Origin of the sequence: Persicimonas caeni (assembly GCF_006517175.1) — a bacterium.
In the GTDB taxonomy this organism is placed as follows: Bacteria; Myxococcota_A; Bradymonadia; order Bradymonadales; family Bradymonadaceae; genus Persicimonas; species Persicimonas caeni.
In genome coordinates this window covers 3847924-3861783 of the sequence record NZ_CP041186.1, presented here as the reverse complement: position 1 = coordinate 3861783, position 13860 = coordinate 3847924, and the positions used below count along the sequence as shown (strand labels likewise).

The following is a 13860-nucleotide window of genomic DNA, read 5'->3' as shown; positions in this document are numbered from 1 at the left end:
AACCCTACTTTCTCACAACCTCACGCTTGGAACTCGAGCTCCTGGCCGCTCGTGTGTGCCTATAAAGCCTACCCGAGTAGACCCGCTGAAGCAACCTACGTACCGCAGTCGAACTCAGCGACGACACGGACGGCCCGGCGGGTCTCGAATTCATTCTTTGGACGGACGAACGACATATTTGTTCAGGGTGCGCAGGACCACCGGATCGTCGATGCTCGTTCGCAGGTCGTACAACCGTTTGCGACCGGCCGGGCCACCGAAACGCCCCAGCGCCGTCACAGCGGTCAAACGAAGCTGCAAGTCACCAGCGACCACCAAAGGCGCCAGCTTTGCCACCGCCTGCTCGCCGCGAATGCGCGCGAAGCTCGCGATGGCGTGGTGGTGCAACAACTCGAGTTGCCGGGGCTCGCGCACCGCAACGGAGGCGGGCTCGTCGACGACTCGCCCCAAAAACGCGACGGTCTTTGCGTCGCGATAGTGGCCGAGCATGTCGACTGCACGCAGGCGCATCGACGGCCGCAGCTTGTTGGTTCGAGCCAGATCGCGCAGGTGACTCGCCACGAGATCGGGCGCCCCGATGGCGTCGAGTGCGTCGCGCGTCGGCGCGCCATGATAGGCGCTCAAGGCAAAGACGAGTTGGCGGCGAATCGACTCGGCTCGTTCGCTCTCCGTCGAGTCGCCCTCGGCCGAGGCCGGAGCGCTCGGATTGGACTGGGCTTGCTGTGCCTGTACGAAGTGCGGGCCAGCCAGCGCGAACGCGACGAGCACGCCCACGATCAGTCGCCCCCGGGGCCTGTAGGAACCCGTCGAATGCACACACGCCTCGTTTCAATCGCTATCGATGACCCGAGTAAAGTACATCATTCGAGATCTTTCGAAAACCGTTGTTTTTCGGGACCTCAATCCCGGAAGAACTCCACCAGCTCGTCGTGAATCGCCTCCGCATCGCGATACCCCATATCGAGCAATTGGCCCGTATAGCCCCCGTCGAACAACAGGTAGCTGAGCAGATCGCTCTCGCGATAGTCACGCTCGGCAGCCGCGCGGGCCACCGACGCCATCATGCGCGATCCCCAGAAGGCGTCGGATTGCTGGACGGCAAAATCGGAGGCGAGACGGCCGAGGTCCTCGCTGGGCCGCAAGAGAAGCGGCTCGACGATGTGGTACTTTTGGCCGCGGTAGACCTCGACGACCTCGTTGAGCGCGTCGGTGAACGAGTCGTCGCCAAAGAGTTCTTCGCCGTAGCGCAGGATGCCGTTGATGCGCTCGAGCACGCTCATGTCGTAGTCGAGCGGGTCGAGGAGCAGCGCGTCGAGGAGCTTGCCGATGAGCATGCCCACGTCGGGAAAACGTGCGTCCGGGGCGTCGGGCGGCGCGTCGAAGGGGCCGGGCTTGGGCCAGTCGCCGCGGCTTCGCAGCGAGATGACCAGCACGCGGTTGGCGTCGAAGCGAAGCGCCGGCGACAAGGGAGTGTTTTGGCGAAGCCCGCCGTCGCAAAACCAGTGGTGGCCGAGCTTGACCGGCGGGAACATGAACGGGATCGCCGCGCTCGCCAAGACTTTGTCGGCGGTGATCGGACCGCCGATGGCGATACGGCGGGGATCGCGGGTCCACGGCGGCAGCCGGTTGTCGGCGGTCTGGGCAAAAATGGTCGTCTGGCCGGTGGCGATATTGGTCGCCGAGACGGTGACCGCGTCGATGACACCGCGCTTGAGGTTGCGCTCGATATTGTCCAGCGGAAGCTCTTTGCGGATGAGCCGGTCGAAAAAGCTCGTCTCGAGGATGCCGCCGGGACGTTCGTTGGCAGCGATGGCGCCGACCTTATCGTCGAACGACTCCATGCCCAGCAGGTTACGCACCAGGCTGAAGATTTTGGGGAGCGACGGCTGGATGACGCGGTCGAAGTTGAGCGTGCGCCACAAGTACCAAAGCCGCTGGAAGCAGAACGCCGGGTCGTCGAGCGTGGCTGCCAGCCAAGACGAATTGATGGCGCCGACGCTCGTGCCGCAGATGACGTCGAAGCGCGGAGCGTGCCCCAGATCGTCGGGTAACTCCTCGAGGATATAGCGCAGCACGCCCGCCTCGTAGGCGCCGCGCGCACCACCACCTGAAAGAACGACTGCACGTACTGGAGGAGACATCGACTCGGACTACTCCGCGGACTACTGGGTTTGGACGACCTACTGAGTTTGGATGACCTGGAGGCGGTTGTCGACCTCGCGCACGCCCTCGACCGAGCGCACGGTCACCTCGATGGCGTCGCGCAGCAGGGCATCCTCGACGCGGCCTTCGAGGGTCACGAGTCGATCCTCGACGGTGATGTCGAGCGGCTCGACCGGCAGGCCCATCTCCTGGAGTTTGACGGCGATGTCGACCTGGATGCGACTGTCGGGCACGGTCGCCGGGTCGCGCCCCGGAAGCGACGGACCGTCGCCATCCGGCTCGGCCGGATCCATGCTGGCGACCAGACGCACTGCGCCCACAGGGCGCACGTATACTGGTGAGCCGGCGTCTTTGAGCGAAGGCTCTGCGCCGGAGTTCGTTCGCAGCGCCAAGAAGGCGCCGACGGCGGCCAAGGCCGCGATCACGGCCAGAGCTGCAACCCACCGGCGCGGGCCTCGATTTGTCGCACGTACAGTCGTCACAGATTCGTGAACAGCTCGGGATCAAATATCCATTCCCGAGCACCATACGCCACACACCCGCCGGTCGCAATCGAGGCGGGGGCGAGGTGGCGCGCCCCCGCGACTCGGCGCCCTACTGCGCGCTGCATGAATTGCCCAACTCACAAAGGCCGGTGCCGTTGGGCGGAGTCTGGTGGGCGGGGGAAGCGGAACCGCTCAGGTGGACGTCGCCGGGGGTGTTGGCGTCGTTGCCGGTGCCGAAGGTGCAGGCGTTGAACTGGACGTTGCCCATGCTGGTGGTGGCGATCGACGGAAACAGATCGACCACACCACCGGCCGTGGTGGCGGTGTTGCGACGGAAAGTGGCGTTGCTGACCGTGATCGTGGCGTTCGGAATCTGAAACTTCCCCTGGATGGCGCCGCCGTGGGCGGCCGTGTTGTCCTCGAAGGTGCCGCCGTCGACGGCCACGAGGTTCTCCGAGTAAATCGCGCCGCCCTGGCCGGCGGCGGTGTTGCCCTGGTAGGAGCCGCCCTGAACGGTCAGGTTCATGCCGGCGGCGTTCACCGCCCCACCGTCGGCTCCGGAGGTGTTGTTGCGGTACGTGCCGCCTACGAGGGTGACGGCGTTGCCAAACCGGGAGGTACTGAGTCGCACCGCACCGCCGATGTCGTCAGCACTGTTGCCCTCGAAAGTCACCGACGACAAGTCGATCGTGGCGCCGTCTTCGAGATGCCAGAAGAGCGCCCCCGCCGCGCCCGAGGAGGCGTTGTTTCGGAAGACATTGGCCCCGGTAAAGGTCGGCGTGACGGAGTGTTGATAGCCTTTGTAGAGCGCGGCGCGCTCGCTGGTGTTGTTCTCGACGGTCAGATTGTGAAAGGAGAGCGACGCTAGCTCGTCACTAAAGACGTTGATTACCTGGTTGACTCCACTGGCGTTGTTGGCGACGACGACGTCGCGGACCGTGACCGTCTCGGCGCCCAGCCCCAAAATCCCCGCCCCGGTGTTGTTGCGAAACTCGGCATTGCTCAGCGTAAGGTCACCGGTGCTGTTCGCCAGAAGATTGAACGCCGTGCGGTCCGAGACGTTGTCGGTGGCGACCACGTTGGTGATCGTGACCGAGCCGGCGCGGCGTAGCGTGAGCAACTCGGCGGCCGGACTCGCCGACGAACCGTTGTTGGTGATGGTAACGCCGTCGACGGTCACGTTCGACCAGATCTCGAAGCCCTCGATGCTGTCGGTCAGCGTGACGTTGCGCACAGTCGTGCCCTGACCGCACCAAAACTCGGACTTGTCGGCCTGGCCGGAGATGGTGAGGTCATCGATGTCGAAAACACAGGTGCTCCCGCCGGCCACCTTGGCAAAGAGCGCCTGAGTGACGTCCTCGATGGTGGTGCGCTCGACGCTGGCCGAGGTCTCGTTGCCGATGCTGATGGCCGCCGCCCCGTAGCCGGTGACGGCGTGGTCGCGGATGGTCACGTCCTGGACGTCGAGCGTGGGGCCGTGGCCGCGGATCACGGCCAAACAATTGCTGTCGCGGCCCACCAGCGTCATGTCACGCACCGACAGGTCGCCGTCGCTGTCAATGGGGCAGGTCCCGCCAGTCGCCTCGAGGGTGGTCGTGCTCTGATCGTCACCGGTCACAGTGACCGTGTGTGACCCCGCCGCCACACCCACCGCGAAGTCACCCTCGCAAAATCGAAGCTCACCGTCTTCGGTCAGAGTGAGCTCGGCGGGGTTGGCTAGCGACGCGCTGGCGAGTTGGTCGGTCAACGCGATGGGGTCGCCGCCAGCGGCCGGAAAGAAGCTGACCGTATCGGGCTCGACGGCAGTGCCGTCACAGTCGCGGTCGATCGCGTCGCAGCCCTCGGCGAAGCCAGGGGCGCGTAGCGGATCGTCATCGTCGCAGTCGACCGAGGCGACGGCGCCGTCGCCGTCATTGTCGGCGTTGGGATCGTCTGTATCCGTGCCCCCGGAATCCTGTCCCGAACCGGTGTCAGACACCGTGTCCGCGGCATCGTCACCGGTGTCAGACACCGTGTCCGCGTCGCCAGCAGCATCTGATCCCGCGTCAGCGACCGAAGCATCGGCCTGCCCCTGACCGTTGCTGGCCGAATCGTTATCACTGTCGCCGTCGCACGCAGCGAGCCCCACGACAAGCGCCACGACCACCGCAATCAAACTGCCCTTCTGCATCACTTCTCCTCGCCTGCTCACCCTAAAACTGAGTTCATCCGCCAGGCGGAGGAGAACACGCGCCCCGCGTACTTTTGAATAGTCAGTTCGTCTAGCGAAGCGTCGAACGGAGGGGACAGGTGACTGCGCCCATTTGGGGGGCAACTGGCCCCCGAACGGTATCTGTCCCCGAACGGTCTCAGACACCATGTCGGTCAGGCTAACAAGCGGTTCTGAGGGCGTTTGGCGCAGAAAACAGACTCCTCGTGATGGTGCAAGTCGACCCGGTGTTCGACCTCGCACCACGCACGGCGTCGCTTTGAGACGTCTCGCTCTGCCAACCGCGGACGTAGAAGCATCGACAGGCACACTGTAGATACAGTTCGGCGTACTCACGACTCAAGAGGCACGAGCGAGCGGGGTACGATGGCTGGCACAGCGGAAGGGATAGGGCTCAGTTGAGCGTCGGCGGCGGCTCACGGCGAATGTCGTGACTGCCGCCCACGCAGAACTGGCGGCCCGGTGGGATGGTGCCGTCGGGGAAAGTCACCGGTGACTTTCCGTTGCGCCATCGGTCGATGGCCTTTCGGTAGCGAGTCACGAGGGCGAAGTAGTCCTCGCGGTAGGTTTGGCGCTGCTTGCAGTCGCCACCATGGCACAGGGGACGCGGTGCCTTCTTGGGTTTTTTGGGGCGGTCGTTCCACTTCACACTGAGCGCTTTCTGGGGCCCTAAACACGGAGTCTTGCGCCTTTTGGCCAGCTCACCTGCGTGCTCGTGGCACTCGTCGACGATCTTTTGGTGGTAGGCGTCATCGTCGAGCTCCTGCCACTGCGGAAGTTTGGCCATCTCGAGCGCATACCGCTCGGTGGCCATCTCGATGAGCTCGGCTTCGGTCTTGCCTTCGTTCTTCTTCTTGCGCTTCTCCGCCCAGTACGTCTTGCGGTTGACGACCTCTCCCACCATCGGCTTTCCGCTTTTGTGGATGTCCCACGAGCACAGCCCCGGCCACTGCTTCGGGTGGTGTACGAGGTTCGACTCAGACGGGTTGCACACGATGTAGCGCAGGCGTTGGAGCATCGCCTCGTCTGTGAGGACCTTGGTTGCGGTGTAGCGACGCTCCCAGAAGGTGCCCGTGCGGTTGCGTAACTTGTTGATCTTTCGAGCGAGCTGGCTCTGGAAGTCGCGCATGAACAGATGCATCTGCAGCGAGCGACAGCGCGCCAGGATGTGGAAGTGATTGGACATGAAGCAAAAGGCGAAGATTTCGACCCCATACATCCAGGCGTACTTGGACAGCAGTCCCAGGATGATGGCGTTGACCTGCTCTTCGGGCAAAAGCGCATAGATCTGGTGCAGCGTGCGGTTGCCGAGTTCGTAGATGGCGTCCTTTTCCTGATTTCGCAGCGGGTGTCCCATGGGTGCCGTGCTCCGTGAATAATTGAAGGTTCGTCTACAGCCCTCATTACGGTTTTCGGCAAAAAGGGGAGATTCGTTGCGTGATCGAGCGAAATTTTTTTCGGAGATGCGGCAGAAGATCGGCTCCCCGATCGCGCCGTGATGCGCATGAAAGCTAACCCACACGGTGTCTGACACCGTGTGGGGGGAGCGGCGAGATCGGGGTGAATTTTCTGTTTTCAGCATGGTGGCTGAAATCGTGGCAGGGTTGGATGCGGTTGTGGCGTCTGCCGGCGTCCTTTTTCGGGGGCAACCGGTCCGGGCGACTTTGCGAATCGGGGCGCATGTCGTACAGTCGACCGGAGAAACTTGCCCGACGTATCCGCAGGGATCTGCTTGTATGTTGAACCGCGTCCATCATGGCCACGACCCGAAATCTGGCCTCTTGGCAGTAGCGGTCGGCTCACAGACCGTCTCCATCTGGTCCGTGTCGACAGCGGCGTCCGAGTCGGCGCCTCGCCGCAAACCTGACTTCGAATTGGCGACCGCTCGCAGCGCCTTGCGCGGGCTGACTTTCATCGCCCCCAGGGTCGTCGTCACCGCCCACGCAACCGGCGCCCTGGCAGCCTGGAGGCTTCCCGAGTTCGACGGTGACGCCACCGCCGACCAGGACGCGACCGCCGAACTTGTCTGGGAACTCAAGCTCGACGTCGAGCCGTGTATCTTTGCCGCCAGCGGCAGCTTCGACGGCGACAGCTACTTCTTCGCCCTTGGTTGCAAGCAGGGCGAAGTCGTGCTCGTCGTGCCCGACGGTCAGGCCGAGCCGACAGTGCATGTCGCCGAAGACGCCCACAAAAACGACATCACCGCCCTCGCCTTCTCCACCGATGGCCGCCAGCTCGCAAGCGCCGGGCGCGACCGCCTCATCAAGCTGTGGGACACCAACTCGCACGCCGAGACGCTCACCCTCGAGGGATGCGAAGCTTGGCCGCTTTGCCTGGCGTTCTCGCAGTCGGGCACGCACCTTGTCAGCGGCTGCATGGACAACGGAGTCTACCTCTGGGACGTGCGCGAGTCGGCCGCCAAACCGCTCGTCGCCGCCGCCTTCGAGCACCACGGTTGGGTTGTCGACGTCGCCTGGACACCCGACGACGAATTCATCGCCGCGGCGAGTTGGGACAACACCATTGGCCTGTACGCCGCCGACTCGCTCACCCCGCGCTACTCCTACGAGTACCACCGCGACTACGTCTCGCAGCTCTACTTTCCCCCTCAGACGCCCCACCTGGTCTCGGCCAGCTACGACCAGCACGTCGGCGTGTGGAACTGGCAGGAGGCTCAGCTCGAGCAGTTTTCGTCCGCCCACACCGACTGGATTCTGGGTTTGACTCCGCTCGACGACGCGCGCTTTGTGACGATCTCCAGCGACAAAACGGCGCGTATCTGGACCACCGACGACTTTCGCTGCATCGGCCTGCTCGGAGAGAGCGTCTCGGGCGGCTTCGAACTCGGCGCCGACGCGTTTGGCGCCGACCCGTCGGCCGACGACGACGTCCAGAGTAACCTGGGTGTTCGCACCGAGCGCCCCATGGACGCCGAGCGCGCGGTTCGTGAGCTTCGCCACAAGAGCGAGCCCGGGGCGAAGACGCCCATGGCCATCCTCGATGAAGCCGTCGACGACGACGAGCTCGACGTGCCCGAACAGGCGCTCGACGAGGCTGTGCCATCGCACGACGACCGAGTTCTCGACAGCGCCGAGGACCAGCTCGACGCCGCGCTCTCGGATGAGGAGTCAGACGCCGTCGATCGATTCGCGTCCTACGCTGGAGAAGATGAGGGCGGCCTTGAAGATGACGGCGACGAGGAGCCGTTCGACCCGGAACTCGATGACGAGCCGGGGCTCGATCTCGACGACGCGCTCGCCGACGGAGGCCAAGAAGTCGACGAAGACGAGTCGGCGTTCGACCAGCTCGACGACGCGCTCGCCGACGACGCTGCGCAAGACGAGGAGGGAGAATCACCCCTCGACCAACTCGACGAGGCGCTCGCAGACGAGGAAGCCGACCAGAATGGCGAGGAAGATGGTTCTCTGAGCGATTTTTTGGAGAGCGCTCCCGATGATCTCGGGCTCGATGTCGTTTCTTCCGTAGGCGACTTTGCCGATGACGAAGACGAGATCGACCCCGCCAATGCGTTCCACGCAGATGCAGCGACTCAAATGCTCGACCAAAGCGTTGTCGAGGAGGCGCTCGCGAGCGATCGTGCGCAGGAAGAAGCACCCGAGCCCGAGCAAGCACCCGAGCCCGAGCAGGATCCCGACTCCGACAGCCTCAAGCACAGACTCAAGGCGAGCCTTGGCAAGCTCAAGCAGCGCACGGCGGAGCACGCTGCGACAAAGAAGACGAAGAGGCCGGCCGGGATGGAATCGGTCGACTCGCACCTCGACCTCGATCTTGGCATTGAGAGCGAAGTCTTTTCGGACTTTGGCGGCCTTCTCGACCCTTCGGAGGCCCACTCCCAAGCTTCGTCCGAGCTGCCCCCGTCGCTGCGCTCCGACCAAGAGCGGACAACGCCCACCGAAGATGACGTGGCGATGCCTCCTGGGGAACCGCAGACGGCGGACGAACCGCAGACAGTCGACGAGCCGCAGACAGTCGGCGAATCCGAGCCGCAGACAGTCGACGAGCCGCAGACAGTCGACGAGTCCGAGCCGCAGACAGTCGACGAATCCGAGCCGCAGACGCTCGATGATTCCGCCCTCGCCAATGAGTCAAGTGATCCGCTTGCCGACGACGAGGATCTCGTCCCCGATATCTACGGCAACACCACGCAGTTCGGGATGCCTTCGGAGGTGGAAGACGAGCTGGACCAGAGCAACGGGCCGGTGCGCCACTCCAACGAAAACCGCAGCGGTACGCTTACCGGTGCGCGCCCGCTGCGAGCGCCGGACGAGTACACCAAAGTCGAGCAGAATATCACCCCCGATTCGCTCAACTTCGGCGAGTCGACCGCGGCGCGTGAGGTCAGCCTGGCGGACGAGTTTCGCACGCCTACACAAGAAGCGCCCGAGGATTCCACCAAGCAGATCAGCGGTAAGAGCCTCGGCATCTTGCGCAAAGGCAGACTGGGCACGGGAAGCGCGGGCAGGCTCAGCCCCGGCGACTCGGAGGCGTCGGACCTCGAAGTCCCCGAAGTCTCCAAGGCCGGTGAGGCCACATCGGCACAGTCCGAGGGCCCGGAGGTTATCGAGACCGACTTCCGTGACCTGTGGGACCGTCGATCGGCGGCGTCAGCGCCCGGCATGGGCATCATCAAGCGGCCCTTGGCGGCCGACACGGCCTACAAGCTTGTGCGCGAGTACGACACGCCCCACCGTTGGGTCTACGGCTGCGACATCTACCCGCAGACCAAGCTTCTGGCCAGCTGCGGGGGCAACGACACCGTGGCGATCTGGGGCTTCGACGGCACTCAAAAGCACCAGTTCCACGTGGGCAGCGACGGGCTCAACGACGTGGTCTTTACCCCCGACGGCACCATGGTGCTCGCGGGGGGCGACGATAGCCTGATCCACGCCTGGCTGATTCCCCAGAAGACGCTCGCCAAGGCTGAGATTGTGCGCCATGCCCAACTCTCCGGCCACGAATCTTGGATTTCGAGCTTGGCCATCTCCAGAAACGGCAAGGTCATCCTTAGCGGCAGCTTCGACGGCACCGCGCGGGCGTGGCACCTCCAAGATGGCGAACTCGGCGCAGTGCTCAGCGGGCATGGCGGACCTGTGTCCGGCGTCGACTTTGGCTCCAAGGGCTTGCTGACGGTGGGCCATGACGGCTCGTTGAGGGTGTGGAACCCTGCCGGTTTGCAAATCGACCAGCTCGACGGATTCGGCAAGATCTTGTGCTTGGACCAGAGCAAAGCGGGGTACGTGTGGACGACGGCCGACGGGCGTGTGTCGATCACCGACGAGCACGGCACGCGCGAGCTGGTCACGCACCGGGGCGAAGCCACCACCGCAGCCGTCGCCAAGGACGGAGCGATCGCCTCGGGCGGAAAAGACGGACAGGTCCACCTGTACGTGCCTCGCGCCGACAAGCCCTTCCAGACCCTCGAACTCGACACCCCGACCTGGGCGCTACAGCGCAAAGACGACTATCTTGCCGTCGGCACCGACGACGGGAAGCTGCGTCTCTACAAACGCGGCTGAGTACCTTCCGCCAGCAGCCTTTGCCTCGACGCCGGAGCGCTGTTAACGTCGTAGCACCGAAACATTCCGTGCTACTCGTGTTTTCGCGACTCCGAGAGCCATCATGGCAAAGGATAGATGCTTTCAGCTAAATCGATCCTCTCGTACGCCGTACTCGCCGCCCTGTGGATTGCGCTCGTTTGGTCCGGCCATACATGGGCCGCGACGGGCTTTCTGATCGCAAGCACCCTGGCCTACGTCGGCTTTGTGGGCGTGTCGCTGTGGCTTGAAGACAGCGCCAGTTGGTTTACGAGCCGGTGGGGGCCCGAAGAGGGGTTCCGCCGATTCAGGGAGCCGGCCGCGGTCATCATGAACAACTACGGAATCAGCCTGGTGGTCCTCGCCGTCGTCACGCGCGACACCATGGCGCTGGGTGTCGGAGATTGGTTCTACTGGACGATCGGCGGGCTGCTGGTCGCAGTGGGCTACGGCATCAAGCATTGGGCGCGGCGCACCATCGGCGACGGCTACTACTGGGTCGATTTCTTCGCCCCGCCCGACGAGATCGAACACAGCGCCGAAGGCCCCTACCGCTGGTTCTCCAACCCCATGTACACGATCGGCTACGCGCACGCCTACGGCGTGGCGATTGCACTCGCCTCGCTGCATGCACTACTGGCAGCCGCCTTCATGCAGGTGAGCATCCTAGCTTTTTGGTGGTTTATCGAGCGGGCGCATTACCGGGAGGTATACGCTGCCGAACTCGAGATGCAGGGGGAGCCGAGCGCCTGAAATCGGAGCGACGCAGGCCGTCGCTCCAGGGTACTCAGGCAGGCTTGAAAGCCAGGATCGTCACACCGCAGGTCGACAGGACGGCCGGAGTCACCTCGACGGGCTTTTGGGCCAAGCTGGCACGCAAGACCTGAGGGTCGCGAAAGGCGCCGACAAGCAGCGCACGTACGTGGATGCCTTCTTCGAGCAGAATGCGCCCCAAGGAAAGCTCTTCGGGACTCGCGGCAATCTCGGCCGAGCAGAGCCGGCCGCGTCCGGACAACGCCAGCGGACGCATGTGGGCCGACTGGCAATGCGGGCACAGATCGGTGGGAGGAAAGTGGTGTTGGCTGCACGAGACACATTGCGCTGCGACCAAGTTCCCCTGACGCAACTGCTGCTCGTACAGGTCGGTTACGCAGAGATACGTGTGCCCCGCCGCCGCCCTCATCGGGTTTGATGAGGTCGGGTTCGGCGAGGAAGCAACGAGAGCTTCGTTCATGTTGTTGTCTTTCGTCGAGCGGTAGGCGCTTTCAGAAAAAAGAAGTGCCTGGTTGTTAAGATTATGATGAGACCGATCTTGCCGAGTCGGCCGTGCCGCCATCTCGAGGATGACGCGCCGGCCGACTCGACAATGAGAGCGTGGAAAAGTTAGTTGGGAAGTCCAAGTCGCTCGACGTCCGTGGCGTGCAGTCCTTTGGGCCCGCGCTGGAGTTCGAATTCGACGTCTTCATCGGCCTTCAAGGTCTTGAAGCCGTCCTCCAGAATGGAGCTGTAGTGCACGAAGATATCTTCGTCGACACCATCCACTCGGATGAATCCGTACCCTTTTGCGTTATTGAACCACTTGACAGAGCCCTGAGTTGTCATAACTTCTTTCTCCTTCCTTGAGCTGAACACTGACAGAACCTTGAGTTGTTCGCCTTGGAGACGGTGCACCACACACCGATCCCGTCGATATCGGCACCCACCGATATCCACCCCATAATCTCCTCCTTGAGCTACTGCGCCTGGGAGGCATGGTGGATACTGGGCATTACCTCCACCACGTCTTCGAGCCTAAGAATGGCCCCCAAAACGGTCAACGAGGGGTGTCAAATTATTTCTGGGGGCAGTTTTTTTAGTTTGCGTGGAGAACGCTTTACTCGTAATACGAAGAAAACAGTTTCACTGTGGCTTCTGCCGCTAGAAATCGGCCCGTGGAGGCCTCCACGGGCACATTGACCGCTCGGTCAAAGACAGAGCCGCCCAGTCCACCGCCCAGAGCGGTATCGTGTTCAGGGGGATCAATCGGGGCCTGAAGGGCATACAGCAGGGGTGGCGGGAAACTCAGATCTCTTCCATCCGCTCGACGACGGCGCGTTGCGCGCCTGCAGCGGTGTCGAGCACCCGGTCGAGATCGACGCCGGCGAGTTCGCCGTTGCGCACCACCTGACGCCCGGAGGCGAATACATGGCGCACGTTGCTGCGGTGAGCCGAGTAGACGAGGCGCGAGTAGACGTCCCCTCCCGGGCCACACCCCGGATCGGCGTCGAGATCGACGACCACCAGGTCGGCGCTCTTGCCCACCTCGATGCTTCCCACCTTGTCGTCGATGTGCAGCGCGCGGGCACCGTCGATGGTCGCCAACTCGAGCACGCGACGGGCGGGCATGGCGCGCGGGCCGTGGATCGGCTTTTGGATGAGCGCAGCCAGGCGCATCTCGACGAAGGCGTCCAGGTTGTTGTTGCACGGCGCCCCGTCGGCGCCCAGCGACACCTGCACGCCGTACTTGTCGTAGCGCGGCATATTCGCAATGCCGCTGGCGAGCTTGAGGTTACTCGACGGGCAGTGACTGACCGCCGAGCCGGTGTGAGCGAGCACCTGGCATTCGTGGTCACTGACGTGAACGCCGTGGGCGAAGACACTCTTGGGCCGCGTCATGCCGATTTGCTCGAGGAACTCGATGTTGCTCACCCCGTAATGCTTGTGGGTGAACTCGTTTTCGAATTCGGTTTCGGAGCTGTGGGTGTGGATATGCAGGTCGAGGTCGTTGGCCGCCTCGACCACCGACTCAAGAAGCCCGCGCGTGCACGACACGGCGAAGCGTGGCGCAAAGGCATAGCGGATACGCCCCTCGGCCGCCCCGTCCCAACGCTCGGCCAGAGCGAGGCTCTCACGCAGGCTCTCCTTCGAGTCCTCGAGCAGCGGCCCGGGGACTTGGTCACCGTGGTCCATCATGCACTTGCCGATGAACGCGCGGATGCCCGAGGCTTTGACCGCCTCGCCCACAGCGTCGGTGTGACGCACAGTGCCCATGTCGAGCAGCGTGGTGGTGCCGCCCAGCACCAATTCGGCCAGTCCCAGCTCGGCGCTGGCGTACAGCTCGTCGGGCTCGAGGGCGGCCTCGTAGGGCCAGATGCGCTTTCGCAGCCAGTCGATGAGCACCATGTCGTCGGCCAGGTTGCGCATCAACGTCTGGCACAGGTGGATGTGGGTCTGCACAAAGCCGGGGATGAGCGCTTGGCCGCCGACGTCGACGACTTCGGCTCCGTCGGCCTGCTGCACGTCGACCTGGCCCACCGCCTCGATGTTGCCGTCACGAATCAACACGTCGCCTTCGATGACGTCGAAGGCGTCGTTCATGGTCACGATGGTGGCGTTGCGCAGCAGGGTCGTCGAGTCAGTCACGCTCGTTCTCTCGTTGGCAGTTGGCGTTTACGCAACGGGAGACGCT

Annotated in this window: 10 protein-coding genes; 2 read left to right on the top strand and 8 right to left on the bottom strand. The window is 63.6% G+C overall.

The window, feature by feature from the left end:
- Positions 1-150: 150 nt before the first annotated feature.
- The 5 genes from FIV42_RS14370 to FIV42_RS14350 all read right to left on the bottom strand — a co-directional run bounded on the left by FIV42_RS14370 (position 151) and on the right by FIV42_RS14350 (position 6214).
- Positions 151-816, bottom strand: a complete 666-nt coding sequence (locus FIV42_RS14370) for a HEAT repeat domain-containing protein (protein WP_141198361.1) — start codon at positions 814-816, stop codon at positions 151-153.
- Positions 817-899: 83 nt separating this feature from the next.
- Positions 900-2141: a patatin-like phospholipase family protein gene (locus FIV42_RS14365; RefSeq protein ID WP_141198360.1), complete on the bottom strand. Its 1242-nt coding sequence runs from the start codon at positions 2139-2141 to the stop codon at positions 900-902.
- A 39-nt stretch (positions 2142-2180) separates the two neighbouring features.
- Positions 2181-2588, bottom strand: a complete 408-nt coding sequence (locus FIV42_RS14360) for a BON domain-containing protein (protein WP_141198359.1) — start codon at positions 2586-2588, stop codon at positions 2181-2183.
- Positions 2589-2757: 169 nt separating this feature from the next.
- A complete protein-coding gene (locus FIV42_RS14355) occupies positions 2758-4818 on the bottom strand; it encodes a putative metal-binding motif-containing protein (protein ID WP_168210645.1) in 2061 nt (686 codons plus the stop codon).
- A gap of 433 nt (positions 4819-5251) precedes the next feature.
- Positions 5252-6214, bottom strand: coding sequence for a transposase (locus tag FIV42_RS14350; RefSeq protein ID WP_168210644.1), 963 nt, complete (start codon positions 6212-6214; stop codon positions 5252-5254).
- A gap of 379 nt (positions 6215-6593) precedes the next feature.
- Here FIV42_RS14350 and FIV42_RS14345 point away from each other — a divergent pair, with 379 nt between their 5' ends.
- Together FIV42_RS14345 and FIV42_RS14340 are read left to right on the top strand one after the other, a co-directional pair.
- The gene (locus tag FIV42_RS14345; protein ID WP_168210643.1) at positions 6594-10394 is read left to right on the top strand and encodes a WD40 repeat domain-containing protein; all 3801 of its coding nucleotides are present in this window, start codon (positions 6594-6596) and stop codon (positions 10392-10394) included.
- A gap of 117 nt (positions 10395-10511) precedes the next feature.
- Entirely contained in the window at positions 10512-11165 is a 654-nt protein-coding gene (locus FIV42_RS14340; RefSeq protein WP_141198355.1) for a methyltransferase, read from the top strand.
- Between the two features lie 34 nt (positions 11166-11199).
- On the opposite strand, the gene FIV42_RS14335 is transcribed toward FIV42_RS14340, so the two are convergent.
- From FIV42_RS14335 to FIV42_RS14325, 3 genes are all read right to left on the bottom strand, one after another.
- Entirely contained in the window at positions 11200-11646 is a 447-nt protein-coding gene (locus FIV42_RS14335) for a Zn-ribbon domain-containing OB-fold protein (RefSeq protein ID WP_168210642.1), read from the bottom strand.
- Positions 11647-11795: 149 nt separating this feature from the next.
- Positions 11796-12014: a cold shock domain-containing protein gene (locus FIV42_RS14330; protein ID WP_141198353.1), complete on the bottom strand. Its 219-nt coding sequence runs from the start codon at positions 12012-12014 to the stop codon at positions 11796-11798.
- A 459-nt stretch (positions 12015-12473) separates the two neighbouring features.
- Positions 12474-13814 carry a 5'-deoxyadenosine deaminase gene (locus FIV42_RS14325; protein WP_222615460.1) on the bottom strand — a complete coding sequence of 447 codons (1341 nt, stop codon included), beginning with the start codon at positions 13812-13814 and terminating at the stop codon, positions 12474-12476.
- Positions 13815-13860 lie beyond the last annotated feature (46 nt).